The 26,134-nt window shown below is 62.8% G+C and carries 22 protein-coding genes and 1 riboswitch; of the genes, 6 read left to right on the top strand and 16 right to left on the bottom strand.

The genetic code is table 11. The annotated features are described in order from the left end of the window. Window positions 1-236 precede the first annotated feature (236 nt). From QYE47_RS22160 to gspG, 5 genes are all read right to left on the bottom strand, one after another. The gene (locus QYE47_RS22160) at window positions 237-1,652 is read right to left on the bottom strand and encodes an efflux transporter outer membrane subunit (RefSeq protein WP_014590826.1); all 1,416 of its coding nucleotides are present in this window, start codon (window positions 1,650-1,652) and stop codon (window positions 237-239) included. Next, on the bottom strand, window positions 1,649-4,828 hold the full coding sequence (locus QYE47_RS22165) for an efflux RND transporter permease subunit (protein WP_003253849.1): 3,180 nt from the start codon (window positions 4,826-4,828) through the stop codon (window positions 1,649-1,651). The genes QYE47_RS22160 and QYE47_RS22165 overlap by 4 nt, the downstream gene beginning before the upstream one ends. Before the next feature lie 12 nt (window positions 4,829-4,840). Next, complete coding sequence (gene mexE / locus QYE47_RS22170; RefSeq protein ID WP_003253847.1) at window positions 4,841-6,082, bottom strand: multidrug efflux RND transporter periplasmic adaptor subunit MexE; 1,242 nt, start codon at window positions 6,080-6,082, stop codon at window positions 4,841-4,843. A 191-nt stretch (window positions 6,083-6,273) separates the two neighbouring features. Continuing rightward, window positions 6,274-7,464, bottom strand: a complete 1,191-nt coding sequence (locus tag QYE47_RS22175; RefSeq protein WP_014590827.1) for a type II secretion system F family protein — start codon at window positions 7,462-7,464, stop codon at window positions 6,274-6,276. An 11-nt stretch (window positions 7,465-7,475) separates the two neighbouring features. Then, window positions 7,476-7,901, bottom strand: a complete 426-nt coding sequence (gspG, locus tag QYE47_RS22180) for a type II secretion system major pseudopilin GspG (protein WP_003253843.1) — start codon at window positions 7,899-7,901, stop codon at window positions 7,476-7,478. 185 nt (window positions 7,902-8,086) lie between these two features. Here gspG and QYE47_RS22185 point away from each other — a divergent pair, with 185 nt between their 5' ends. The 4 genes from QYE47_RS22185 (at window position 8,087) to QYE47_RS22200 (ending at window position 13,502) form a co-directional block, all read left to right on the top strand. Continuing rightward, entirely contained in the window at window positions 8,087-8,680 is a 594-nt protein-coding gene (locus tag QYE47_RS22185) for a lytic transglycosylase domain-containing protein (RefSeq protein WP_014590828.1), read from the top strand. 174 nt (window positions 8,681-8,854) lie between these two features. Further along, window positions 8,855-10,306, top strand: a complete 1,452-nt coding sequence (locus tag QYE47_RS22190; RefSeq protein WP_014590829.1) for a HAMP domain-containing sensor histidine kinase — start codon at window positions 8,855-8,857, stop codon at window positions 10,304-10,306. Window positions 10,307-10,612: 306 nt separating this feature from the next. Continuing rightward, complete coding sequence (locus QYE47_RS22195) at window positions 10,613-12,106, top strand: HAMP domain-containing sensor histidine kinase (RefSeq protein WP_014590830.1); 1,494 nt, start codon at window positions 10,613-10,615, stop codon at window positions 12,104-12,106. After that, the gene (locus QYE47_RS22200) at window positions 12,075-13,502 is read left to right on the top strand and encodes a sigma-54 dependent transcriptional regulator (protein WP_014590831.1); all 1,428 of its coding nucleotides are present in this window, start codon (window positions 12,075-12,077) and stop codon (window positions 13,500-13,502) included. The genes QYE47_RS22195 and QYE47_RS22200 overlap by 32 nt, the downstream gene beginning before the upstream one ends. 14 nt (window positions 13,503-13,516) lie before the next feature. Here QYE47_RS22200 and QYE47_RS22205 read toward each other — a convergent pair whose 3' ends face one another. The 3 genes from QYE47_RS22205 to QYE47_RS22215 all read right to left on the bottom strand — a co-directional run bounded on the left by QYE47_RS22205 (window position 13,517) and on the right by QYE47_RS22215 (window position 15,913). After that, window positions 13,517-13,819: a hypothetical protein gene (locus QYE47_RS22205; RefSeq protein ID WP_014590832.1), complete on the bottom strand. Its 303-nt coding sequence runs from the start codon at window positions 13,817-13,819 to the stop codon at window positions 13,517-13,519. Window positions 13,820-13,906: 87 nt separating this feature from the next. Then, window positions 13,907-15,259 carry a GntP family permease gene (locus QYE47_RS22210; RefSeq protein WP_014590833.1) on the bottom strand — a complete coding sequence of 451 codons (1,353 nt, stop codon included), beginning with the start codon at window positions 15,257-15,259 and terminating at the stop codon, window positions 13,907-13,909. 114 nt (window positions 15,260-15,373) lie between these two features. Continuing rightward, the gene (locus QYE47_RS22215) at window positions 15,374-15,913 is read right to left on the bottom strand and encodes a gluconokinase (protein WP_014590834.1); all 540 of its coding nucleotides are present in this window, start codon (window positions 15,911-15,913) and stop codon (window positions 15,374-15,376) included. Between the two features lie 206 nt (window positions 15,914-16,119). Here QYE47_RS22215 and QYE47_RS22220 point away from each other — a divergent pair, with 206 nt between their 5' ends. Both QYE47_RS22220 and QYE47_RS22225 read left to right on the top strand, forming a co-directional pair. Further along, window positions 16,120-17,139, top strand: coding sequence for a LacI family DNA-binding transcriptional regulator (locus tag QYE47_RS22220; protein ID WP_014590835.1), 1,020 nt, complete (start codon window positions 16,120-16,122; stop codon window positions 17,137-17,139). 234 nt (window positions 17,140-17,373) lie between these two features. Further along, window positions 17,374-18,693 carry a PAS domain-containing methyl-accepting chemotaxis protein gene (locus QYE47_RS22225; RefSeq protein WP_014590836.1) on the top strand — a complete coding sequence of 440 codons (1,320 nt, stop codon included), beginning with the start codon at window positions 17,374-17,376 and terminating at the stop codon, window positions 18,691-18,693. Here QYE47_RS22225 and QYE47_RS22230 read toward each other — a convergent pair. From QYE47_RS22230 to QYE47_RS22265, 8 genes are all read right to left on the bottom strand, one after another. After that, entirely contained in the window at window positions 18,659-21,940 is a 3,282-nt protein-coding gene (locus QYE47_RS22230; protein ID WP_014590837.1) for a transporter substrate-binding domain-containing protein, read from the bottom strand. The two genes, QYE47_RS22225 and QYE47_RS22230, sit on opposite strands and share 35 nt — an antisense overlap. A 13-nt stretch (window positions 21,941-21,953) precedes the next feature. Next, window positions 21,954-22,568 (bottom strand): response regulator transcription factor, encoded by a 615-nt coding sequence (locus QYE47_RS22235; protein WP_014590838.1) that lies wholly within the window; start codon window positions 22,566-22,568, stop codon window positions 21,954-21,956. A gap of 220 nt (window positions 22,569-22,788) precedes the next feature. Then, entirely contained in the window at window positions 22,789-23,031 is a 243-nt protein-coding gene (locus QYE47_RS22240; protein WP_019437528.1) for a DUF1272 domain-containing protein, read from the bottom strand. A gap of 66 nt (window positions 23,032-23,097) precedes the next feature. Next, entirely contained in the window at window positions 23,098-23,850 is a 753-nt protein-coding gene (cobM, locus tag QYE47_RS22245; protein WP_014590839.1) for a precorrin-4 C(11)-methyltransferase, read from the bottom strand. Between the two features lie 34 nt (window positions 23,851-23,884). Next, window positions 23,885-24,271 carry a cobalamin biosynthesis protein gene (locus QYE47_RS22250; RefSeq protein ID WP_014590840.1) on the bottom strand — a complete coding sequence of 129 codons (387 nt, stop codon included), beginning with the start codon at window positions 24,269-24,271 and terminating at the stop codon, window positions 23,885-23,887. After that, window positions 24,271-24,957, bottom strand: a complete 687-nt coding sequence (locus QYE47_RS22255; RefSeq protein WP_014590841.1) for a CbtA family protein — start codon at window positions 24,955-24,957, stop codon at window positions 24,271-24,273. The genes QYE47_RS22250 and QYE47_RS22255 overlap by 1 nt, the downstream gene beginning before the upstream one ends. Window positions 24,958-24,966: 9 nt before the next feature. After that, the gene (locus tag QYE47_RS22260) at window positions 24,967-25,155 is read right to left on the bottom strand and encodes a CbtB domain-containing protein (protein ID WP_014590842.1); all 189 of its coding nucleotides are present in this window, start codon (window positions 25,153-25,155) and stop codon (window positions 24,967-24,969) included. 92 nt (window positions 25,156-25,247) lie between these two features. Then, window positions 25,248-25,471, bottom strand: a riboswitch (cobalamin riboswitch). A gap of 121 nt (window positions 25,472-25,592) precedes the next feature. After that, window positions 25,593-26,072: a GNAT family N-acetyltransferase gene (locus tag QYE47_RS22265; protein ID WP_014590843.1), complete on the bottom strand. Its 480-nt coding sequence runs from the start codon at window positions 26,070-26,072 to the stop codon at window positions 25,593-25,595. Window positions 26,073-26,134: the final 62 nt, after the last annotated feature.

Genomic DNA, 26,134 nt, shown 5'->3' on the forward strand with positions numbered 1-26,134 from the left:
GCGTCGGGGCATCGGACGATCCGTGGGGGCGGGAAGGGCAGAGCTTGGGCCAGCCGGGGGGTAAATGCAACCGAACCGGGCACGCCGCTCGCCTGGCGCCAGGCCTGAGGTGGCATTCCATGCACTGCGTATTGGGGTGAATACGATGGCAAACATAAAAAAGCCCCGCGGGCCATGGCCTGCGGGGCAAACGGTTGGGGGAGGAGCCAACCAAAGGAGTCGTTGAGACAGTGGAATCAGTGTGCGCTGGCCACTGTCTCCGGTTGCCAGCCGCCACCCAGGGCCTTGTAGATCGAAACGATGCCGCGATAAAGGTCGACTTCACCCTGAGCTTGTGCATCTTCAGCACTTAGCCGCTCACGTTCGGCATCGAGCAGTACCAGGTAGTCCACGGTACCCTCGCGATATCGAATCGAGGCCAGTTCTGCAGCCTTGCGGCTGGCGTCGCTCTGGCGCATCAGCGACAGCAGACGCTGCTGGGTCTTGTCGTAATCGCTGAAGGCGTTGGCCGACTCTTCCAGTGCCAGCAGCACCTGCTGTTCGTAGTTGGCCAGTGCCCCTTCGGCATCGGCCTTGGCGCCGCGCAGGCGGGCCCGCACGCTGCCCAGGTCGAAGGCCGCCCAGGTGATGCTCGGGCCCAGCGCCCAGGCGTTGGCCGCCGACGAGCCGATCTGCGAGCCGCGTGCGGCGGTAAAGCCGAGGAAGCCACTGAGGCTGACGCGGGGGAACAGGTCGGCGGTGGCCACGCCAACGTTGGCGGTGGCGGCCGCCAGCTGGCGCTCGGCGCTGCGGATGTCCGGGCGGCGGCGCAGCAGCTCACCCGGGTCACCGACCGGCAGCGCCTTGGCGATGGCCGGCAGGGCCTTGGGCGACAGGTCTACGCTGAGCGCGTCAGGGCGCTGGCCGAGCAGGGTGGCGATGCGATGCCGCGCTCGTGCCTGTTCGGCTTGCAGTTGCGGCACGGTGGCTTCGACCCCGGCCAGGCGCGCATCGGCGCGCACCACGTCGAGGTCATTGCCCACGCCCGCATCGCGCAGGGTTTCGGTGATGGTGCGCGATTCCTGCTGGGTCTTCAGGTTGGCCAGGGCGATCTTCTCGCGCAACTGGGCACCGCGCAGCTGCCCGTAGGCATCGACCAGTTCGGCGATCAGGCTGACCTGCAACTGTTGCAGGTCGGCGGCGGCCACTGCTTCCTGGGCTTCGCTGGCTTCGATCTGGCGCTGGATGCGCCCGAACAGGTCAAGTTCCCAGGCCATGTCCAGGCCCAGGTCGTAGCGCTCACTATTGACCCGTTCGGTGGTCTGGCCGGGGATCTGACCCTTACCGATGTCGCTGCTGGCACGGCTGGTAACCACCGGGAACGGGTCGTTCTCGGCATCTTCTCGAATCGAGCGAGCGGACTTCAGGCGGGCGAAAGCCACGCGCAAGTCACGGTTGCCGTCCAGCGAAGCCTGCACCAGCTGGTTCAGCACCGGGTCGTCGAACTGCTTCCACCACAGGCTCTCGAAGCGGCTACGGTCGTAGGCCTTGGCCTGCACATCGCTGCCCAGTTGTGCAGGTTCGGTGGCTGGCGCCTGGTAGTCCGGGCCTACCGCACAGGCCGCCAGGGCCAGTGCCAGCAGGCTTGGGGTCAAGGGTTTGAGCAGGTTCATGCATGGTTCTCCAGCACTTGAGCGTGTTCAGCCTTGCGGGCCTGGCGACGCTCGACGAAACGGCGGATCAGGAAGAAGAACACCGGGGTCAGGAACAGGCCGAACACGGTCACGCCGATCATCCCCGAGAACACCGCCACACCCATGGCATGGCGCATTTCCGAACCTGCACCGGAGCTGAACACCAGGGGCACCACACCCATGATGAAGGCGATCGAGGTCATCAGGATCGGCCGCAGACGCAGGCGGCAGGCTTCCAGCACCGCAGCCAGCGGATCGAGGCCCTTGGCCTGTTCGTCCTTGGCGAACTCGACGATCAGGATCGCGTTCTTGCACGCCAGGCCAACCAGTACGATCAGGCCGATCTGGGTGAAGATGTTGTTGTCGCCACCCGATACGATCACACCGGTGATGGCCGACAGCAGGGTCATCGGCACGATCAGGATCACCGCCAGCGGCAGGCTCCAGCTTTCGTACTGGGCGGCCAGCACCAGGAACGCCAGCAGCACGCACAGCGGGAACACCAGCAATGCGGTATTGCCCGAGAGGATCTGCTGGTAGGTCAGGTCGGTCCACTCGAAGGTCATGCCGTTGGGCAGTTCCTCTTTCAGCAACTTCTCGATCGCAGCTTCCGCCTGACCAGAGCTGTAGCCCGGGGCGGCAGCGCCGTTGATCTCGGCAGTGATGAAGCCGTTATAGTGCATGACCCGGTCCGGCCCGGAGGTGTCGCTGACCTTGAGGAAGGTCGCCAGCGGGATCATCTCGCCAAGGTTGTTGCGCACCTTCAGTTGGCCGATCTGCTCGGCATCAAGGCGGAACTGCTGCTCGGCCTGGACGTTGACCTGGTAAGTGCGGCCAAAGCGGTTGAAGTCGTTGGTGTACAGCGAGCCCAGGTAAACCTGCAGGGTGTCGAAGATGTCGGTGATCGCCACACCGTGGGTCTTGGCCTTTTCCCGGTCGATGGCGGCATCGACTTGTGGCACGTTGACCTGGTAGCTGGTGAACAGGCCTGCCAGCTCCGGGACATTGTGGCTCTTGGCGATGATGTTCTGGGTTTCCTTGTACAGCGCTTCGTAACCCAGGTTGCCACGGTCTTCGATTTGCAGACGGAAGCCGCCAATCGTGCCCAGGCCCTGTACCGGCGGCGGTGGGAAGATCGCGATGTAAGCGTCTTGGATGTCGGCGAACTGGGCATTCAGCGCGGCTGCGATGGCTGCCGCCGACTGGCTCGGGTCCTTGCGCTCATCGAATGGCTTGAGCGGGGTGAACACGATGCCGCTGTTAGGGCTGTTGGTGAAACCGTTGATCGACAGGCCCGGGAAGGCTACCGAGTCGGCCACGCCAGGCTGCTTGAGGGCGATTTCGCTCATGCGCTTGATCACCGCTTCGGTACGGTCGAGGCTGGCCGCGTCCGGCAGCTGGGCGAAGGCCACCAGGTACTGCTTGTCCTGGGCCGGCACGAAACCGGTCGGCGTGGACGAGAAGCCGAGGTAGGTCAGGCCCATCAGGCCGGCATACACGAACAGGGCGATGCCGCTGGAGCGGATGACGCGGCGCACGCCACCGACGTAGCTGTGGCTGGCCCGGTCGAAGAAGCGGTTGAAAGGGGAGAACAGCCAGCTGCCCAGCAGCTTGTCGAGGAACCGTGAGAAACGGTCCTTGGGGGCGTGATGGTCCTTGAGTAGCACCGCGGCCAAGGCTGGCGACAGGGTCAGCGAGTTGAACGCCGAAATGACGGTCGAGATGGCGATGGTCAGGGCGAACTGCTTGTAGAACTGCCCGGTCAGGCCGGAAATGAACGCTGCAGGTACGAACACCGCGCACAGCACCAGGGCGGTGGCGATGATCGGCCCGGTCACTTCGCTCATGGCTTTTTGCGTGGCTTCCAGCGGTTTGAGGCCCAGCCCGATGTTACGTTCGACGTTCTCCACCACGACGATGGCATCGTCCACCACAATACCGATGGCAAGCACCAGCCCGAATAACGACAGCGCGTTGAGGGAAAAACCGAACAGGTGCATGACCGCGAAGGTACCGATCAGCGAGACCGGCACAGCCAGCAGCGGGATGATCGAGGCGCGCCAGGTCTGCAGGAACAGGATCACCACCAGCACCACCAGCACCAGGGCTTCGAACAGGGTGTGCACCACCGCTTCGATGGAGCCGCGCACGAAGATGGTCGGGTCATAGACGATGCTGTAGTCCATCCCTTCCGGGAAGTCCTTTTTCAGCTCGGCCATTTTCGCCCGCACTTCGTCGGAGATCTCGATGGCGTTGGAGCCTGGGCGCTGGAAGATCGGGATGGCCACCGCCGGCTGGTTGTTCAGCAGCGAGCGCAGGGCGTACTGGCTGGAGCCGAGTTCGACCCGGGCGATATCTTTCAGGCGGGTGATCTCGCCATCGGCACCGGCGCGGATGATGATGTTTTCGAACTCTTCCTCGTTGACCAGACGGCCCTGGGTATTGATCGACAGCTGGAAACTGGTCGAGCCTGGGGCAGGCGGCGCGCCCAGCTGGCCGGCTGCCACCTGGCGGTTCTGCTCGCGGATTGCCGCGACCACATCACTGGCCGTCAGGTTGCGCGAAGCGGTCTTGTTCGGGTCCAGCCAGACGCGCAGCGAGTAGTCGCCCATGCCAAACAGCTGCACGTCGCCTACGCCGCCCAGGCGCGCCAGTTCGTCCTTGATGTTGAGGATGGCGTAGTTGGACAGGTAGAGCATGTCGTAGCGGTTGTCCGGCGAGGTCAGGTGCACGACCATGGTCAGGTCAGGCGAGGCCTTGTCGACGGTGATACCGATACGGGTCACTTCCTCGGGCAGCTTGGGCTGGGTGCGGGTCACGCGGTTCTGCACCTGCACCTGGGCGTTGTCCAGATCGGTACCCAGGGCGAAGGTGATAGTCAGCGTCAGCTTGCCGTCCGCAGTGGATTGGGAGGACATGTACAGCATGTTCTCCACACCGGTAATGGCCTGCTCCAGTGGCGCGGCAACGGTTTCACCGATGACCTTGGGGTTGGCGCCGGGGAAGTTGGCGCGCACCACCACGGTGGGCGGTACCACTTCGGGGTATTCGCTGATCGGCAGCTGGAACAGCGAGATAGAACCCGCGATCAGCAGCACCAGCGACAGCACCGCGGCAAAGATCGGCCGGGTAATGAAGAATTTCGAGAAGTTCATCGGTAGGGTCCCTTAACCGCGTGGCGCCTGGGCGCTGGCGACTTTCACGTTGTTGCCCGCCACCTTCGGCGCCGGGTTGCTGGCCTCCAGGGCCTGACGCTGCTGGGCGAGGGCGGCGAGGGTTTGCTCGCTGGCCATCTGTGTTTCTTCCGGGGTTACCGGCGAACCAGGGCGCACGCGCTGCAGGCCCTTGACCACGATGCGGTCGTCCTTGCCCAGGCCGCTGCGCACGATGCGCAAGCCTTCCAGCTTTGGCCCCAGTTCCACGGCGCGATAGGTGGCTTTGTTGTCCTTGTCCATGACCAGCACAAACTTCTTGCCAAGGTCGGTACCCACGGCTTCGTCGTTGATCAGCATGGCGTCGTACTGGGCGCTGCCGACCAGCTTCAGGCGCGCATACAGGCCCGGGGTGAACTGGCCGTTGCTGTTGTCGAATACCGCGCGGCCGCGGATGGTGCCGGTGCGCGGGTTGACCTGGTTGTCGACGAAGTTCATCTGGCCCAGATGCGGGTTGCCGCTTTCGTTGGTCAGGCCCAGGTATACCGGGGTGCTCTGGCTCCGCTGGCCTTCACGGGCCAGCTGGGTGTACTTGAGGTACACGCGCTCGTCGGCGTCGAAGTAGGCGTAGACCTTGTCGGTGGACACCACACTGGTCAGCGGGGTGACATCGGCGGTAACGATGTTGCCGGCGGTGAACTCGGCGCGGCTGACACGGCCGCTGATGGGCGCGGTGACGCGGGTGAAGCTGAGGTTCAGGCGTGCCAGGTCGAGCTGGGCCTGGATCGCATCGACGCCGGCACGGGCTTCGGCGGCGGCACTGCTGCGCGATTCGGCCAGTTCGGCGGAGATGGCGTTGCTATCACGCAGGCGCTCGCCACGGCGGGCTTCGTTGGCGCTGCGGATGGCGGTGGCCTTGGCCTGTTGCAGTTGGGCTTCGAGGCGGCGGACTTCAGCCTGGAACGGGCGCGGGTCGATCTGGAACAGCAGGTCGCCTTTCTTGACCTGGGCGCCTTCGGTGAAGGCGACCTGGTCGATCTGGCCGGAGACCCGCGGGCGCACTTCGACGGTTTCCGGGGCTTCGAGGCGGCCGGTGAACTCGTCCCATTCGGTGATCGGTTGTTCGATCACCTTAGCCACACTTACCTTGGGCGCGGCGGGAGCCTGCACGGCGTCGGGGGTTCGACCGCAAGCGCTGATCACCACCACTGCCAGGGCAGCGAGGGGGAAGCGCAAAGGTTTGAGTGATTGTTCCATGGAGAACTCCGCCAAAGTATTAGTAGTGGGCGGAGTGTGAGTGTGTTGCGCGCGAGGCACGAATCGAACGGGACGAAGGTTAATATCACGCTGAATGATAAGTGGGGATCAACTATCGATGGCGGCCAGGGTTGGGCGCAGAACACCGCCTGCGCGGGCTCCGGGTTACGCGAAAGCCTGGGCCTGGCCATTCAGTGAATACTTGAGGCCAGCTCGAATATCGGCATGTACATAAGGATCACGATCAGGCCGATCAGCAGGCCGATGAAGGTCATCAGCAGCGGTTCGAACAGTTTGACGAACCATTCCACCCAGCGGCCGATTTCCTGGTCATGGAAGTCGGCGCAGCGCTCCAGCATCTCGCCCAGGTTGCCAGACTGCTCGCCAGCGCGCAGCAGGCGCAGGGATACCGGCGTCACCAGGTGCCCAGCGGCCAGTGCATCGGAAAGGGGCAGCCCTTCGCCCACGCGCTGGCTGGCCTGCTCCAGGCCCTGCGCTGCTGCGTTGCCGAGCAGGCCGCGGGCCATGCCCATGGCGGTGAGGATGGGGATGCCGCCTTGCAGCAGAATGCCCAGCGAGCGATAGAAACGCGCCAGCTCGTACATCATCAGGCGCTGGTGCAGTGTGGGCAGACGCCGCAGTTGGCAGGAGGCCCAATAGCGTACACGCGGGTGCCGGCGTAGCAGCCAAAGCGCCGCGACCCCACCGACGGTGCCCAGCGCCAGTGGCGCTTGCTGGGCATGCAGAAACAGGCCGACCTGCATCAGCACCCGTGACAGCCAGGGTAGCTCGGTGCCCATGCCCTCGAACACCTGGCTGAAACGCGGCACCACATATCCGAGCAGGAACAGCACCACACCGCCTCCCACCAGCAACAGCAGTAACGGGTAGACCGAGGCACCCACCAGCTTCTGCCGGACCAGGTCCAGGCGCTGACGATAGCTGATATAGCGGGTGAGGGCGTCGCCCAGAGCACCGGTGCGTTCGCTGGACTGCACCAGCGCTACATACAACGGCGGGAAAACCCGCGGTTGCTGGCCCAGCGCCTGGGACAGCGAGCGGCCCTCGTACAGCTGGCGCACCAGCTCGGCGAGCACCTTGCGCGCTGTCGCGGCCGGGCTCTTCTCCGCCAGGCTTTCCAGTGCGTCGATCAGCGGCAGGCCGGCATTGAGCAAGGTTGACAGTTCCTGGCTGAACAACACCAGGTCGAATGCCGCCTCACGGCGCCAGGCCATGCCGCGCAGGGCGCCGCTGCTGCTGCGCAGGCTGAGCACACGCAGGCCTTGGTCTTCGGCCTGGCGGCGGGCCTGGTCGGCGTCCTCGGCGTCGATCTGCAACTGCACCACGCCCTGCCTACCCAGGGCCTTGAGGCTGTAGCGCATGGCCGCTCTCCTTACTGCCAACTGGTGATTTCGGCGTTTTCGCCATCGCCGCCCGGCTGGCCGTCCTTGCCCATCGACAGCAGGTCGTACTCACCGCCGTTCTCACCGGGTTGCCGGTAGATATAAGGGCGGCCCCACGGATCTTGCGGCACGGCCTTCTGCAGGTACGGGCCGGTCCAGCGAGCCTCGCCACTGGGCGCGACCACCAGCGCCTGCAAGCCTTGTTCGCTGTTGGGGTAGTGGCCGACCTCCAGGCGATACAAGTCCAGGGCCTTGCTCAGCCCCTCGATCTGCGCCCGCGCTACCTTGGCCTCGGAGCGGCCGAGCTGACTGAAGTACTTGGGTGCGACGATGCCGGCCAGCAGGCCGAGTACCACCAGGACCACCAGGAGTTCAAGCAGAGTGAAGCCACGTTGCGGGTTGGTTCTGCGCTGCATGGTGAAACCCTCCACTGCATGGGAACAAGCGTTGACAGGCACCATGCAACAGCCGTGCACGTCTGCCTCGGGGCCTTGCGTCATGCGGCACAGGAAGCGGCACAGTGCTTGCGTCGTGGTGACTGTCCTCGGGTTTTCCGGGGCATTTCCCCCACATCGGGGGCCACGACGAAGAGGCGACCGGCATGCGTGGACTCATCCTTGGTTTGATCTGGCTGGCGGCAGGTGCTGCCCAGGCCGATGTGTACATCTCAATCGATGCCAAGGGTGGCTACGTACTGACCAATGTCCATCGACCCGGGCGACACTACGAGAAGGTGATCAACGAGCCGCTGGCCCAGGGTGGGCCGGTCAAAGCGCAGATGATCACCGGCCGCCCTTACGCCGAGGTAGTCGCCACGGCTGCGCGTGTCCACAACCTACCGCCGGCGCTGCTGCATGCAGTGATCAAGGCCGAGTCCGGCTACAACCCCAAAGCCCGTTCGCGGGCGGGTGCAGTGGGGTTGATGCAACTGATGCCGGACACCGCCCGCGAGATGGGGGTGCAAGACCGCCTCGACCCGGAAGACAATGTGCAAGGCGGGGCACGCTACCTCAAGCAGATGCTCACCCTGTTCGACAATGACATCACCTTGGCCGTGGCGGCCTACAACGCCGGCCCGGATGCTGTGCTGCGGCGCGGTGCCGTGCCGCCGTTTGCCGAGACCCGGCGCTATGTGCCCACGGTGTTGCGGGAGTATCGCAAGTTGCAAGGGTTGGCTGACGATTCGCCTTTGTAACGACTGGCTTGCAGCTCACGCATTCCCACAGGGTCTGCACCACCTTCAGGCTGTTTCGGGTAGGCGAAGTGAGGAGGGGTCAAATACCCTTCGGCGGATGCCATCAATTTAATACCATGGTTTCCCCAAGCCTGGGCTATAACCTTCTAAAGGTGACCAGCTGAGGTGTCCGTTATGGACGTCGCCCCTCGTTCCGACACTATTGACGTGCCTGCCGATAGCGAGTTGGCCGCCCCGCGCAAGCCATTCAACCTGCTGCGCTGGTATGCCTGGGTCAGTTTAGCCATCATCCTCTCGGTGGCTGCCGGGTTGGGGTTGATTTCCAGCCGCTTCATCATCGACGAGAGCGTCGAGCGCGATGCGTTACTCACCGCACAGTTCATCACCTCCATCGCCGATGCCGAAGTGCGCCATGTGTCGATCCCCAATGTGCGGACCATGGGCGAACTGCTCGACCCGCGCACAGACCGCAATAACTTGCCCGACGTCGACCCGCAAGCCCGGCGCAAGGCCCGCGGCGAGTTCCTTGACCATATCGCTCACCTGCCCGATATGTTGCTGGCCAATATTTATGCTTTGGACCATACAGTGATCTGGTCCACCAACCCGGCACTGATCGGCAAGCTGATTGAAGGCGACGAAGACTTGAATCGGGCTTTCGAGTACAAGATGCGGGTTTCGGCCAGCTACCAGAATTTCGAACAGGCCCGCTCCGAGCAGAAGTTCATCATCCCGCCCCGGCAGCTATTGATCGAGAACTATATTCCGCTGTTCGATGCCGATGGCGAGCAGGTCACAGCGATGGTCGAGATCTATAAAGAGCCCCATGACCTGATCGCACGCATCGAGCATGGCCTGGTCCTGATCTGGTTGGCCATAACCGTCGGCGCTGCACTGGTCTATGTCGGCCTTTACGGCATCATGCACCGCGCTGCACGGCTGCTGGCGGTGCAGCAGAAACGCCTGATCAGCAGCGAAACCTACGTGGCACTGGGTGAGGTGTCTTCGGCGGTGGCCCATAGCCTGCGCAACCCGCTGGCCAGCATCCGCTCAAGTGCCGAACTGGCCCTGGCGTTCGACGAAGGCCCGGCGCAACGCCAAGTCAACGATATCATCAGCCAGGTCGATCGCATGTCGCAGTGGATCCGCCAGATGCTGCAGTCACTGCGGCCGCTGAACGACGAGGCGTTGGCGGTGGACTTGCCGCAGGCGTTGCAGGAAAGCCTGCAGACCTACGCTGTGCCACTGGCGCGCGGCGGAGTAAGCCTGGACCTGCAACCGTTACCGGCCGTGCAAGTGTTGGGGCACCCGGTATTGCTGCGCCAGGTGTTCAGTAGCCTGATCGCCAATGCCCTGGAGTCGATGGAGCAGGGCGGGCGGTTGCGTATCGAGGTGGTACGTCACAACCGGCGCAGCTTGACCTTGCGTTTGTCCGACAATGGCAAGGGCATGAACGAAGAGCAGCAGCGTATGGCTTTTCGGCCGTTCTTTACCACCAAACAGGGTGGACTGGGGGTGGGGTTGGTGCTGGTGAAACGCATCATGGAACGTTTCGGCGGTACGGTCCGGCTCAGCAGCAGCGAAGGCCATGGCACGAGGGTTTCGTTAAGCTTCCGACTGGCCTGAGTACGTCAAATGACATCAATATAGTTTAGTAAGATGTTGATATGTAAAGGATTTACGGTTTTGGGTGAAAATCACCCAAATGTGGGGGATCTTCCTCTGATCACGTTTAATAAGTTCTGGCAACCTGCTGAAAAATAACGGTTTTAATTTAGCATTTTTCTGCTGGCCAAGTTTTTGCAGCGAAGTTTGTGAAGCGCGACACGCGACAAATGGCAGCTGCGACTGCCCAGGTGGATTGCTACCCAGTGGCTGCTGCCATTGGCCTTGATGCAGTTCTGAACGTATACCCTGCGCGGGAACCACGCGATGCAGATGCTGGAAGACGAAGCGCCCGACAAGGCCAATGCGACCGCCAGCGGACGGGCCGTACCCTTGCGTGAATTCAACCTGCTGCGCTGGTTTTCGGTGATCAGCCTGTTGATCATTGCCTCGGTGGCAGGTGGGCTTGGTTATGTGTCGACGCGCTTCGTGGTGCGCGATAGCGTGGAGCGCGATGCCATGCTTACAGCGCAGTTCATTCAGGCAATGGCCCAGGCCGAAGTGCGGCATTCGCAATTGCCGCCTGGCAGCACCATGGGCGATTTGCTGGACCCGCGGCTGGACCAGCAGCACTTGCAGTTCACCCCGGCCATGGCCGAATCGACCCGTATCGAGTTCCTCGATCATGTCGAGCACCTGCCGGACACCTTGCTGGCCAACGTCTATGCCCGCGACCGCACCATTGTCTGGTCCACCAACGTAGAGCTGATCGGCAAGCGGATAGAAGTTGATGGCGATCTTGAGCGGGCCTTCCGTTCGCGCAAGGCGGTGTCGGCCAGTTATCACAAGGCCGCCGAGGATCGCGAAGAGCAGAAGTTCCAGCGCGCACCACGCTACCTGTTCATCGAGAACTACATCCCGCTGTTCGACAGCCAGGGTAAGCAGGTACTGGCTATGGTGGAAATCTACAAGGAGCCGCAGGACCTCATCCGGCGCATCCAGCGCGGCTATGTGCTGATCTGGGCCTCGACACTGGTGGGTGGGGCGTTGATTTACTTCGGCCTGTTCTGGATCGTGCGCCGTGCGGCGCACATGCTGCATCTGCAGCAGGAGCGGCTGGTGGCAAGCGAAACCTACGTGGCGCTGGGAGCAATGTCGTCGGCCGTGGCTCACAGCATGCGTAACCCGCTGGCCAACATACGCTCCAGCGCCGAACTTGCCCAGGAAACCGCCAACGCTGCTGCGCAGAAGAACATCACTGACATCATCAGCCAGGTCGACCGCATGTCGCGCTGGGTGCGCGACCTGCTGGTGTCGTTGCGCCCGGCCAGTGACAAACCCGAGGCCGTGGACCTGGTAGCGGCCATCGAGGACACACACCTTGCCTTTGCCCGGCAGATCGAACGCAACGGCGTGCGCTTCCATTTCGAAGGGCCTGACGTGCAATGGGTGGTCAGCCAGCCGCTGCAGCTCACGCAGATTCTCAACAGCCTGTTTTCCAACGCCCTGGAGGCCATGCCCGCTGGCGGGATGCTCAATGCCCAGGTCAATGTGCAAGAAGGCCTGCGTGCCGAGTTCGTGCTGACCGACACTGGCAAAGGCATGAGCCAACAGCAGGAACGGATGGTGTTCAAACCGTTCTTCACGACCAAGCAGGGTGGCCTCGGTGTAGGCCTGGCCCTGGTCAAACGCATCATGGAACGTTTTGGCGGCTCGGTCAGCCTGAGCAGCCGCGAAGAGGAAGGAACCCGCGTCAGCCTTACATTCAATATTGCAGCGGGAGGGGAACATGGACCACAGCATCCTGGTCGTCGAGGATGATGAAATCCTTGCCGACAACATTCGCACCTACCTCAGCCTCAAGGGCTACGAAGTCATCGTGTGCCATAGCGCGGAGCTGGCGCTGGAGCACATAAAGCGGGCGCAACCTGACGCGGTGCTGACCGACAACTCGTTGCCAGGCATGAGCGGGCACGACCTGCTACGTACCCTGGTGGCCCAGGCGCCGGACCTGAAAGTGATCATGATGACCGGCTACGGCAATGTCGAAGATGCCGTGCAGGCGATGAAGGAGGGCGCGTTTCATTACCTGACCAAGCCGGTGGTATTGGCCGAGCTCAAACTGACCCTGGACAAAGCCCTGGCTACCGAGCGCATGGAGCGCACGCTGTCGTTCTACCAGGAGCGCGAGGCGCAGAAGTCCGGGTTGCAGGCTTTGATCGGCGAGTCGCCAGTGATGCTCACCCTCAAGCACACCCTGCGCCAGGTACTCGATGCCGAACGGCGCATGGCCAGTGACGACCTGCCACCGGTGCTGATCGAAGGCGAGACCGGTACTGGCAAGGAACTGGTGGCCCGTGCCCTGCATTTCGATGGTTCGCGCAGTAAGGGGCCGTTCATCGAGTTCAATTGCGCTTCGATCCCTGCCAACCTGCTTGAGGCCGAACTGTTTGGCCACGAGAAGGGCGCGTTCACCGATGCCAAGGAGCGCCGCGTAGGCCTGGTGGAGGCTGCCGATGGCGGTACCTTGTTCCTTGACGAGATTGGCGAAATGGACCTGGTGCTGCAGGCCAAGCTGCTCAAGTTGCTGGAAGACCGCAGCATCCGCCGGATTGGTGCCGTGAAGGAACGTAAGGTGGATCTGCGAGTGATCAGCGCCACCAACTGTAACCTGGAGCAAATGGTGCAGCAGGGCAAATTCAGGCGTGACCTGTTCTTCCGCCTTCGCATTATCGCCCTGAAGGTGCCGCGCCTTTATTCGCGTGGGCAGGACATCCTGCTACTGGCGCGGCATTTCCTTGCCCACCATAGCCGGCGCTATGGCAAGCCGAACCTGCGCTTTTCGGCCGAGGCTGAAAGCCTGCTGCTCGGTTATAGCTGGCCTGGCAATGTGCGTGAATTGCGCAACATGCTGGAGCAGACTGTGTTGCTGGCGCCGAACGAGGTGGTGCAGGCGCATCAGTTGAACCTGTGCATGACCTTGGTTGACGAGCCGTTGGCGCAACAGCCGATGGCGGCCATGTTCGAACTGCCGCGGCACGAGCCAGAACCGGGTACAAGCCTGCCTGACATGGAGCGCGACCTCGTCTGCAAGACCCTAGACCGCACCGACTGGAACGTGACCAAGTCGGCGCGGATGCTTGGGTTGTCGCGGGATATGTTGCGTTACCGGATCGAGAAGCTGGGGCTGACCCGGCCTGACAAGCGTCAGTGGTAGTACAGGCCGTGTCGTCAGGGGTTACCTGTGCCCGAGCTGCCTTCTCCTTGCCGGCCGGTACCTTCCGACCCACTGCCATCCATCCCCGGCAGATCGCGGTTGTCATTCTGCTTCGCCGGCGGGCTTTGCGGTTCGTTGCCCTGTATGCGCGGGTCGGTGTCCCGCGGCAAAGGCTTCTCGATCGGGTTGAGGGTGCTGTCCACGCCTGGCTGTGGCGCCGTATTGTGCGGGTCGTCGGGGTAGGTCGGACCTGTGCCGACAGCAAAGGCCAGCGGCGAGGCGAGCAGGGCAATCGACAGGATGATTGAGCGGGGCATGGCAGGCTCCTTTTGCTGTATGGGTAAGGCTCATACTTCTCTTCGGCCTTACCCGGAACGTCAAGGTGCCATTACCCCGATCAACGGTCACACCACCAGCGACAGCAACATGATGAAAATGATGCCGACGATGGACAGGATCGTCTCCATCATGCTCCAGGTCTTGAAGGTTTCTGCCACGGTCATGTTGAAGTACTGCTTCACCAGCCAGAAGCCGGCGTCGTTCACATGCGACAGGATCAGCGAGCCGGCACCGGTTGCCAGTACCAACAGCTCACGGTTCACCCCCGGCACCAGGTCGATCACCGGTGCCACGATACCTGCGCCGGTGATGGTGGCGACCGTGGCGGAGCCGGTCGCGATGCGGATCACCGCCGCCACCAGCCATGCCAGCATGATCGGCGAAATTTCTGCCTGCACCGCCATCTGCCCGATCACGTTGCCTACGCCGGTGTCCACCAGCATTTGCTTGAAGCCACCGCCAGCGCCGACGATCAACACGATGGCGGCAGTCGGTGCCAGGCTCTGGTCAAGCATCTTCATGATCTGCTGGCGGTTGAAGCCGCGGGCCGAACCGAAGGTGTAGAAGGCCAGTAACAGGGCGGCGAGCAGGGCGGTGATCGGGTGGCCGATCAGGTCCATCCACTGGCGCACGATGTGCTCGGCAGGCAGCACCACGTCGGCGAACGTTTTCAGCAGCATCAACGCGACCGGCAGCAGTACGGTGATCAGGGTGATGCTGAAGCTTGGCAGGTTGCCCTGATCGGAGTCCTTGGCGATCTGGTCCATCAGCTCCTGGGACGGGTTGCCTGGGATGTAGCGGGAAATGAAGTTACCGAACAGAGGGCCGGCGATGATCGCGGTGGGCAGTGCGACGATCAGGCCGTAGAAGATGGTCTTGCCAATGTCCGCGTGGAAAATGCCGATCGCCAGCAAGGGGCCCGGGTGTGGTGGTACCAGGCCGTGCACCACCGACAGGCCGGCCAGCAGCGGAATGCCGATTTTCACCAACGAGACGCCCGAGCGCCGGGCGACGATGAACACCAGGGGAATCAGCAGCACAAAGCCGATTTCGAAGAACAGCGGGATGCCCACCAGGAAGGCGGCGAACATCATCGCCCAATGCACGTTCTTCTTGCCGAAGGCGCGGATGAGGGTTTGTGCGATCTGGTCGGCACCACCGGAGTCGGCCATCAGCTTGCCGAGCATGGTGCCCAGGGCGAGCACGATACCGACGAAGCCGAGTACGCCGCCAAAACCGTCCTGGAACGATTTCATGACCTTGTCCACCGGCATGCCGGAAGTCAGGCCCAGGAAGCCGGCCGCGAGGGTGAGGGCGACGAAGGGGTGAACCTTGAAGTGGGTGATCAGCAGGATCAGCCCGACGATGGTAACCAGCGCGTCGAGCAGCAGGAAGGTATCAGTAGCCAGTCCGAACATGGTTTTAAGGCCTCGGTCTTATCGTTGTTTTGGGCGTAGCTTTTTGGAGAATTCGCCCGTGTTTACGGGTCGGGGTAGCGCTGTCTTTGGTGAGACGGAAAAAAGCCGCCGAGGTCAGGCGGTTTGTGCCAGGCCCGGCTCACCGCAGCGCTTTAGCCAGAGGTCCACCGCTTCGGCCAGTGCTTCGATCGGTTGGGTGGCGTCCAGTACAAGCGTAAGGGGTTCGCCGCGTGGCGATTCCAGGGCAGCGAACTGGCTGTCGATGAGGCTGGCCGGCATGAAGTGCCCTGGGCGAGCCAGTACGCGTTTTTCGGCCTCGGCAGGCGACAGTTCGAGGAACACGAACACCAGCCCGGGCATGGCCTCGCGCAGGGTGTCGCGGTAGCGGCGCTTGAGTGCCGAGCAGGTCAGGATCGGGCGTTCCCCGGCCTGGGTGGTGGTTTGCAACTCTTCACCAAGGCGTACCAGCCAACCGGCACGGTCGCTATCGTCCAGCGGGATGCCAGCGCTCATCTTGCGGATGTTTTCGGCAGGGTGGAAAGCGTCGCCTTCAATCAGGCGGCCGCCGCTTCTGGCAGCGATGGCGGCGCCGATGCAGCTTTTGCCACAACCGGCCACGCCCATCACTACAATGGCGGACAGGGGAGAATTCATCAGTACCTCCTGCGGGTGAGATAGCGCTGTCTCGCCGATGACGAACAGCCACCTCCCCGGTGTTATTGGTCTTGTCCTTACGCAGTATGGACGCCTGGTGGCGAGCGCGTGGTGGCTGCTACCAAAGATTACATTGCCTGCATCCTGAGACAGCGCTACCTTAGTGGCCGTTCCCTCTCCTTGCAAGTAGTAAAATTACAACATTCATGTCCCGCACCGGCTCCCGAACTACAGGTCGTCCCACCCTGGCTGAAGTTGCCAGACTTTCCGGGGTTTCCCCGATCACCGCTTCGCGTGCCTTGCGCGGGGTCAGCACCGTTGCGCCTGACCTGGTGGAAAAGGTCATCGCCGCAGCGGCGAACCTTGGTTATGTGGCCAACCCGGCGGCCCGGGCGCTGGCGTCGGCACGCAGCCAGTCGGTGGTGGTGTTGATCCCGTCGTTGTCCAACCAACTGTTCATCGACACCCTGGAGGCCATTCACGAGGTCATGCGCCCTCGTGGGCTAGAGGTGCTGATCGGCAACTATCACTACGACCTTGCCGAAGAAGAGAACCTGATCCGCAATTACCTGGCCTATCAGCCCTGCGGCATTTTGCTGACCGGCTTTGAGCGTAGCGATGCTGCCCGGCAGATGCTGGCTGCCAGCGGCGTGCCGTGTGTGCACATGATGGAGCTCAATGGCGAGCCAGGGGCTTTGTCGGTCGGCTTCTCGCAGCATCAGGCCGGGCGTGCTGCTGCACGGCACCTGATCGAGCGCGGGCGCAAGCGCCTTGCATTCATTGCCGCGCAGCTGGACCCGAGGGTGATGCAGCGTGCCGAGGGTTTCCGTCAGGCATTGGCAGAGGCCGGTTTGCAGGCCGCCGAGCTGGAGGTGTTGGCCCCGGAGCCATCGTCGATTGCCCTGGGCAGCGCGCTGTTCAGTCAACTGATGCAGCAGGCGCCGGATGTCGACGGCATCTTCTTCTGTAACGACGACCTGGCCCAGGGCGCGGTGCTGCAGGCCTTGCGTCAAGGGGTGGAGGTGCCACGCCAGGTGGCGATGGTCGGCTTCAACGATTTGCCTGCGTCGGCGCATATGGTCCCGCGGCTGACCTCCATTCGCACACCGCGGGCTGCGGTGGGTCGGGGCGCAGCACAGGCGCTGCTGGCGTTGCTGGATGGCAAGCGGGTGACGAATGCGCAGCAGGATCTGGGCTTTGAGCTGATGGTGCGGGAGAGCACCTGAGAGTGCCCGCCAAGGCCTTCTCGCGCGAATCCCACAGGAATGATTGGCCGAAAACGAAGGTGTAGCGGGTTTACCTGCGAAGCGTGCGTTGCGGGGCATGGCACCGGCTGTGCCGGTGTTCGCGGGTGAACCCGCTCCTACGGGGGCGCGCTGGTTCAAGACAGGCGCTGTAGATGCCACGACTTGCCAACGGCGATCTATGCTCAGAAAACCGCGCATAGGGAGCCCCGCGTCATGTTCGATTTCCACCGCAAGTCTGATTTGGCAGAAATCCAGCGCAGCCGCCAGGCGTTGGCCAATGCGCAAGCCAAACTGTCCGCAATCGGCCGTTCCATGGCGATGATCGAGTTCGCCCCTGACGGTACTATTCTCGACGCCAACGAGCGCTTCTGCCAGGCCATGGGCTACAGCGCCGACGAGCTGCGTGGCGAGCACCACCGGTTGTTCTGTGAGCCGGACTATGCAAAAAGCGCCGAGTACCAGCAACTGTGGCGCGAGTTGGGGCAGGGCAAGGCTATCAGCGGTACGTTCGAGCGTATCGACAAGGCGGGGCGCGAGGTCTGGCTGGAAGCCAGCTACATGCCCGTGCTGGACGAGCATCGGCAAGTCACCAGCGTAATCAAGGTGGCGTCGGACATCACCCAGCGGGTGGTGCTGGAGCACGAGAGCGAAAGCCTGCTCAAGGCCATCAGCCGCTCCATGGCGGTGATCGAGTTCACCCCCCAAGGCCGGGTGATCAAGGCCAACCGGAATTTTCTCGACACCATGGGCTACCGCCTCGATGAAGTGGTTGGCCGCCACCACGGGCTGTTCTGCCTGGCGCATGAACGCGAATCGGCCCAGTACCGAGAGTTCTGGGCTTCGCTGAACCGTGGCGAATACCACTCGCACCGCTTCGAACGCGTCAACAAGCAAGGCCAGACCGTTTTTCTGGAAGCCTCCTACAACCCGATCTTCGACAGCAAGGGCCGCCTGTGCAAAGTGGTCAAGTTTGCCAGCGACATCACCCATCAGGTCTGCACCCAGCAAAGCGCTGCCCATGCCGCCCATGCCAGCTCGGTGCAGACCGATGCCTGCGCGCGCAAGGGTACCGAAGTGGTGCAGCAGGCGGTGCAGGTAATCGAGCAGATTTCCCAGGAGCTTAACGACGCTGCGCGCAGCATCGACGCGGTAAACAAGCAGTCGGATGTGATCGGGCAGATTGTGCTGACCATTCGGGGCATCGCCGACCAGACCAACCTGTTGGCCCTTAATGCAGCCATCGAGGCAGCGCGTGCCGGCGAGCACGGGCGCGGCTTTGCCGTGGTGGCCGATGAGGTGCGCAACCTGGCCGCGCGAACCAGCAAGGCCACCCTGGAAATCGTCGATGTGGTGCGGCAGAACCACGACCTGTCGCTATTGGCAGTGGCCAGCATGCAATCGAGCCTCAACCGCACCGGTCACGGCGTGGCGCTGGCCAATGAGGCGGGAACGGTGATCATGGAAATCCAGCAAGGCTCACGGCACGTCGTGGACGCCATCAGCCAGATAACTTCGACGCTGCAATTGCATTGAGCGCCTCGCGCATCTCGTCAAGCAGTGCCTGCAGGCTCAGTTGCAGTTGCGCGCGTTGTTCGACGGTCGGCAGCCCTTTTGCGTGGGCGTGTTCGATAGCTTCACAGTCTTTGACCACAGTGCGCACCCTGATCATTTTGGCGCCACCCTTGATGCGATGGGCAAGGGCGCGCACGGTTTCATCAGGGGCGTCTGTTGCCAAGGCACGCAGGGCGGCCAGGTCTTCACCGACGCTTATCGACAATTGCTCCAGCAAATGCCGCGTCAACTGTTCGTCGTCCTGGGTCAGGTGACGCAGTTCGGCCAGGTCGAACCCACTATGGAAAGGCTCCGGCGACGGCTGCTGAGGGCGCACCTGGGGCAGATGGATCTTGAGCGTGCGCAGACCAATCGGCTTGAACAGGCATTCGTCCATGCCGCTGGCCAGGCAGCGAGTACGCTCCTCGGCCTGGGCGTTGGCGGTCACGCCAAGAATACGGCCTGCTGGCAGGCCGCGCTCGCCCTCCAGGCTGCGAATGCGCCGGGTGAGCTCATGCCCGTCCATGACCGGCATGCTGCAATCGGTGATCACCAGGTCGAAGCGCGCTTCCTGCCAGCGTGCAAGGGCGATCTCGCCATTCTCCGCCAGTGTCACATGGTGCCCCAGGGTTTGCAGTTGCCGTTCCAGCAAAAGCAGGTTGGCCGGGTAGTCGTCGACCACCAAGATATTGAGCGGGCCGCTGTTACTTTCATGTGTGGTGAGTTGTGGGTCCGCTTGTGCCGGTGCTTCGCAGACGGGTAACCGCAGGCTGACTTGTACCCGGGTGCCAACGCCCTCGACGCTCTGAAGGCTCAGGGCGCCGCCCATCAGTTCGGCCAGGGTACGGCTGATGACCAACCCCAGGCCTGCCCCTTGACGTGCCCTTGGGCCATCGACCTGAACGAAGGCACTGAACAGCCTGGCCTGGTCGGCGGGGCTGATGCCGATGCCGGTGTCGCGCACATCCAGCTCGATAGCCAGAATGCCGTGGCCGGCAACTTTGGGCAGCAGCAGGCATGCCTGCACTTCACCACGGTCGGTGAACTTGATGGCGTTGCTGATCAGGTTGGACAGAATTTGCTTGAGTCGCAGTGGATCAGCCAGCACCCATACCGGCTCTGCGGGCAGCTCGCCGTGTAGATGCAACCCTTTGGCCCGGGCATTGCCTTCGAACACCCGCAGCGTGGCGCGAACCAGTTCGACCAGATTGGTAGGCACTGGCTGCAGGCTGATGTGCCCGGATTCGATGCGGGAAATGTCGAGAATATCGCCAATCAGCTCAAGCAGGCCAATGGCCGAATCATGCGCGGTCTGCAAGGTCTGGGCGTCGCTGCGGCCGCTGCGGCTATCTTCCAGGGCCAGTTCCAGCAGACCGATCACGGCATTCATCGGGGTGCGGATCTCATGGCTCATGGTGGCCAGGAAGGTGCTTTTGGTCTGGCTGGCCTGTTCGGCATCGTCCTTGGCCTGGCGTAACTGTTCCAGCAGCCCGCGGCTCAGCGCGAGCTGTGCCTGCAGCGCGTGCTGTGCCTCGGTTCGCTGGTTGATCAGCTTGCGCAGGTAGCTGTTCCAGAACACCACCCCGGCCAGCAGCAGGGCCGACAGCACCAGCACCTGCAAAGCCAGGGTGCGGTAGTCGCGCCAGGGACTGTCGCTCACCAGTGTGCTGGTGCGCCAGCGGTTGATCAACTGGTCCAGTTCTTCAGGTGGAATGCTCAGCAGCGCCTTGTCGAGAATGGCCTGCAGTTGGGGCTGGTCGGCGGCTACGGCAAAGGCGGCAATGGCCGGGGCGTCGTCGAGCATGTTGGCGATGCGCAAACGGTCCTTGAACACATGGCTGATGTAATAGGCAGCATTGATATGGCTGCTCAGGGCCGCGTCGGCAACACCGTTGGCCACGGCCTCCATCTGGCCCAGGGGATTGTCAACTTCGACTATCTCGGCCTGCGGGTACCGCTGTTGCAAAACGGCCTGCTGCGGTGAGCCGCGCACCAAGGCGATGCGCTTGCCATCCAGAGCCTTGGCCTGTGCAGGTGATTCACCGTCGTTGCGGGTAACAAGCACGCGCGGGCTGACCAGGTAGGGGCGGGTATAGCGCAGTTGCTTCAAGCGGTCGGCACCATAGCCCAGCGCCCCGATCATCTGTGCCTCGCCCCGCACCAGGCGGTCGATCATGGCCTGCGATGAAGCACTCTCGACGGGTTTGAACTGCAGCCCCGTGCGCAGCGAGATCTGCTTGAGCAGGTCCAGGGTGATACCGCTAGGGCGGTGCTGGGCATCGTTGAACGTCAACGGTGCCAACGAGGTATTGACCAGTACGCTGATAGTGGGGTGGGCGGTGATCCAGGATTCTTCTTCTTCGCTCAAGGCTGTGAGGTGGCGCTGCAGCAGCAGGCTGGTGTTACCACTGCTCCAGCGGCGCAGAATGTTCAGGCGTTCACTTTCGCTTATGCGTGACAGCGCCTTGTCCACCAGCCGATGCAGGCGCGGGTTGTCGCTGGCGATGGCGAAGGCAAAAGCCTCTGGGGCCAATTGAGAGAAATGGTCGATTTTCAACGTGCCCTGAAAGCTTTTGCCGATCATGTAGTCAGTGCTGATGGCATCGCCCAGATAGGCGTCTGCCTCGCCCAGCGCCACGGCAGCGAGCCCGGCCAGGGTCGAGCGGTACAGGCTCAGTTGCGCCTTGGGGTACAGTGTGCGAACGCTGACGGCCGGCAGGTAGTGATCGACCATCGCCAGGCGCAGGCCGGCGAGCTCGGGCGTACTTTTCAAGCTGCGCCCTTCACGGGTGACGATCACTGGCAGGTCGTCGGCATAGGGGGTGCTGAGGCTTAGCTCGGCGTCCGCCGCCTCGAAGGCGTTGGAGCTACCCAACAAGTCGATACGGCCATCACGCAGGGCAGTGATGGCCTCGTGACGGCTGTCAAAACGACGTACTTCAATGGGGATGTCCAGCTGTTCGCCGATGATGCCGGCGTAGTCTGCGCTCAGCCCCTCATAGTCATGCTGGCTGACGTTGATTTCGAACGGGGGGTAGTCGGGGCGCGCACTGCCCAGTACCAGGCGTTGGCGTTGTTTCAGCCAGTGGCGATCATCGCCGGATAACGTCAGCGGGGCAGCGGCACTGATCGAGCGCGCCAGCAGGTGGCGTGGTTCACTGCTGGCCTGCAGTTCCGGGGAGTTGGCCAGGCCGATAGCCAGAAGGACGCTCGCCAGCAACTGTTTCATGGCAGCCGAGCGCTCAATAGACGCTGTTGCGCTTGGCCAGGTCGACCATTTCCACCAGCGACTCGGTCTTGAGCTTTTCCATGATACGGCCCCGGTAGGTGCTGATGGTCTTGGCGCTGAGGTTCATGCAAGTGCCGATGTTCTTGTTGTTCTCGCCGCGCGCGAGGCGCCGCAGCACTTCCATTTCTCGGTTGGAGAGACTGGCCAGGCGCACTGGCTCGCTCTCCAGCGAGTTGCTGTTGACCGACATTTGCGGAAAGGTCGAATAACCTTTGATCAGCGCCTTGAGGGCGAACAGCAGGGCCTCGTGGTCCTCTTCCTTGGTGACGAAGGCGCCTATTCCGGCATCCAGGCAGCGACGCACATACAGATCGGTGGCCTGGCCGGTCAGCACCATGATCTTCGGTACCGGCTCAAGGCTCTGCAATCGCTTGATGACTTCCATGCCGTCCAGGCCGGGCAGGCCGATGTCGAGAATGACTACGTCCGGGCGCAGTTCGCGGGCTACCTGAGCCACTTCACTGCCATTGCCGACCTCGCCGATGACATGGAAGCGCTCGCGCTCGAGCAGTAGGCGCAACGACAGCCGGACAATAGGGTGGTCGTCGACGATCAGCACGGTTGTCATGAGGAAAACTCCTGTAGGGATGTGGTCCGCTTCCTGGAACACTCAGGAATACGTCTGTAAGTGGGGTTATCGGAAGCGCTGCACGATACGACCATTCCCGAAATTTGGTAATGCCGAGTATAGAAGTGTTGAAATCCTCAGGGCATATTGTTGAAAAGTCCTACAAGAAACAGGAAAGACATCACCCTGAAAAAGCGGTGATGCCGGTCTTTGCAGTTGTTCAGGCGCAGGCAGCGTGCGGTTTGTGTATCCGCAGCGTGGAGGCAGGGTTGTTGGTCAATGCCTGCCCGACCCGCGTCGGGCGGGCTACCAACTGCCCGGTACAATTCGGGCAGCGGCCTTGGAAGCGGGTTTCGGCACAGGCACGGCAGAACGTGCATTCGAAGGAGCAGATCATAACGTCGGGGCTGTCACCCGGCAGGTCGGCATCACAGCACTCGCAGTTGGGGCGTAGTTCCAGCATGGGCATGACTCCTGTTCGCAGGCGGGAACCCGGAGTCTGCTACGCCCGAGGCAAGGCTGGCAATGTTCAGTCGCCAGGGCGGTAGAGGTGGGCATGCCCGGCACGGTACAACGCCGATTCAGCGAACGGTGTGTCACCCAGCACGTGGCCTACCAGGATCAGCGCCGTGCGCCGGAAATCCTTGGCCGCTACGCGTTCGACGATATCGCCGAGGTTGCCGCGCACCCAATCCTGGTCTGGCCAGGTGGCCCGATGCACCACCGCAACAGGGCAGTGCGCGCCGTAGTGCGGCATCAACTCATCGACAATGCGCGACAGGTGCTTGACCCCTAGGTGAATTGCCAGCGTACTGCCATGGCGCGCCAGGTCGCCCAACTGCTCACCCGGCGGCATGGGCGAGCTGTCACCATAGCGAGTAAGGATCACCGTCTGCGCCACTTGAGGCAAGGTCAGCTCGCAGCCGAGCAGGGCGGCGCTCGCTGCCGTGGCGGTAACACCGGGGATGATCTGGTAATCGATGCCCAGCGCCTGCAGGTGGCGAATCTGCTCACCGATGGCGCCGTACAGGCTGGGGTCGCCGCTGTGCACCCGGGCCACATCCTGACCTTTTTCGTGTGCGCTGCGCATGGCGGCGATGATCTGTTCCAGGTGCAGTTCGGCGCTGTTGATCACGGTTTCGGCCTGGTGGCCTTCGAGCACGGCGGCGGGTACCAGTGAACCGGCATAAATGATCACCGGGCACTGACGAATCAGCCGTTGGCCCTTGACCGTGATCAGCTCCGGGTCGCCGGGGCCGGCACCGATAAAGTAGATGGTCATGCAAAGTCCTGGCAAGAATGAGGGGGCGAAACGCTCAGCAGGCCAGGGCGAGCGTCGCCGGGCCCAGTACCTGGCGCGTCAGCAGCAGCCTGGCCGTACCCTGCCGCTGGTTGGCCAGGGCCAGTGCCGCGCTCTCGGCTACGCCCCAGCAGCCACTGTGCCGGTGGGTAGCGGCGGAACGGTGGCTGAGCAGTGGTTCATAGGGTTGCAGTTGCGCGCCATAGTACAGCACCAACGGCAAACCGAGGTGCTCTGCCAGTTGCAACAAGCCGGGCTCGTCTGCCTTCAGGCTGATGCTTGCGATGCCGCGCAGGTCAGCCAATGCCAGGCCCTGTTTGTCCAGGGCCTGGCACAGCAAGCGTTGCAAGGTATCCGCCGGGCAACCCCGGCGGCAGCCAAAACCGGCATAGAAGGCAGGCATCAAGCCTGGCTGGAACGGCGGAACAGCCAGGCGCTGAGCAGGCCCAAGGCCAGCCAGAAGGCGGCGTTGGTGAGCCAGGAGGCTACCTTGAACTGGGTTTCCAACGCTTCCGGGGCCAGGCTTTCGTGCACCTCGGGTTGCGGTGCACCGATCACATGAGGAATGACCAGCAGCACGGCGCCCAGCGCCTTCAGCAGCCAGTGCCGGGCGAACACCAGCAAGGCCAGGCCCAGCGCTGTGGCACTGGCTGTACCGACCCACCAGGTTTGGCGTTGCCCCAGGTCGGCGGCCGCCGTACCCGGCAGTTCTGGTGGCAAGCCCAGGGTTGGGGCCAGGCAGAAAACGGCGAAGCCAGCCAACCCCCACAGTGCGCCGGTGGCGGCGCGTTTGGGCTCGCGAAGGCTGTACAGGGCGGCGAGGATCAGGGCGAAGCCGACCGCGACCACCAGGTTGCCGCCTGTGGTGGACAGCACGCGCTGCCAGCCGTCTTCCGGCGACCAGGCTTCGGCGCTGTGTTCATGAGCGGCGACTTCGCCAACGTGTTCGTGGTGTGCGGCCGGGGCCGAGGACTCGTAGGTTTCCGCCTCCAGAATCAGCGGAGCCACCCAGAAGCTTTGCAGCAAGGTCAGCAACAGGGCTGCAAGGAGCCCGCTGAAGCCCGCAGTACGGGCAATGCGCGTGATCATCAGGCGTACTCAGTGGCAGGGGAAGGCGGCGCTGTGACGGGTGTCGTGGGCGGCGTTGTGCACGGCCTCGATGTGCGAGAACCCGGCAAAGTAGACCAGGCACAGACCCAACAAGCTGGCACCGACGGCGATGGTTACACGCTGGCTGAGCGTAACGGGGGTAGCAAGGCTGTGTTGTTTGGCGCTGGTGACGGGCATGACGCGATCCTCTGCTTTTTGTGGGCAATGGGCGAGCGCGGCAGCCCCGGACGTGGTCGCCCAAGGGAATGCAACAGCGCCCGCCCACCGCGGGGTGTTCATGAACGCCAGGCCGGTCTCCGGGCTTGCGAGGAAGAGCTGGGCTCCTGGAACGCGTCACCTTCCCATGCCGTACTACGAGGCACAGTGGTACAGACGCTTCACTCGCTTACCGTTGCGGGGGCAGCACCGGCATTGTCCGGCCCTGCTGAAGGGCCTGGGACGCACCGGTTTCCCGTTTCACCCCCTGAGGGGCACCTGAACGCGAGGCATAAGGAGAGCATGGGGCGGGCTTGGCGTCAATGTCATACAGCGCGCGAGGCCGTCGAACAGCAGGTACGACAGGCTCTCAGGCCTGCAGTCTTCTTCCAGCAGGCAGAAGTGCAGAAACCGGGCGATCACCCGCGGGCGAATGCCGCCAGCTTGTCGCCATCCAGCCGGTAGCGCACCCACTCATCCTGCGCCTCGGCCCCCAGCTTCTGGTAGAAGCCGATCGCTGGCTCGTTCCAGTCCAGCACACTCCATTCCAGACGCCCACAGTTGTTCGCCACCGCTTCGCGGGCAATGTGCTGCAACAACTGCCGGCCGGCACCATCGCCGCGTTGTTCGGGGGTTACGTACAGGTCTTCCAGATAGATGCCATTGCGCCCGAGCCAGGTCGAGTAGCTGTAGAAGTACACGGCAAAGCCGATTGCACGGCCATCACGCTCGCACATCAGGGCGTGCACAGTGCTGCCTTCGTCGAACAGGCTGTGCTCGATGTCGGCAAGGGTGGCGACCACCTCGTGGCGGGCGCGTTCGTACTCGGCGAGTTCGGTGATGAAGGTGAGGATCTGCTCGGCATCGGTACGCACGGCAGGGCGAAAGGTGAGGCTCATGGTGACGGCTTCCTTGGTCCGGATTGGCGATACAGTGATTTGTATCTGCATAATTTAATCAA

Origin of the sequence: Pseudomonas sp. 2,4-D (assembly GCF_030418155.1) — a bacterium.
GTDB classification, from domain to species: Bacteria; Pseudomonadota; Gammaproteobacteria; order Pseudomonadales; family Pseudomonadaceae; genus Aquipseudomonas; species Aquipseudomonas alloputida.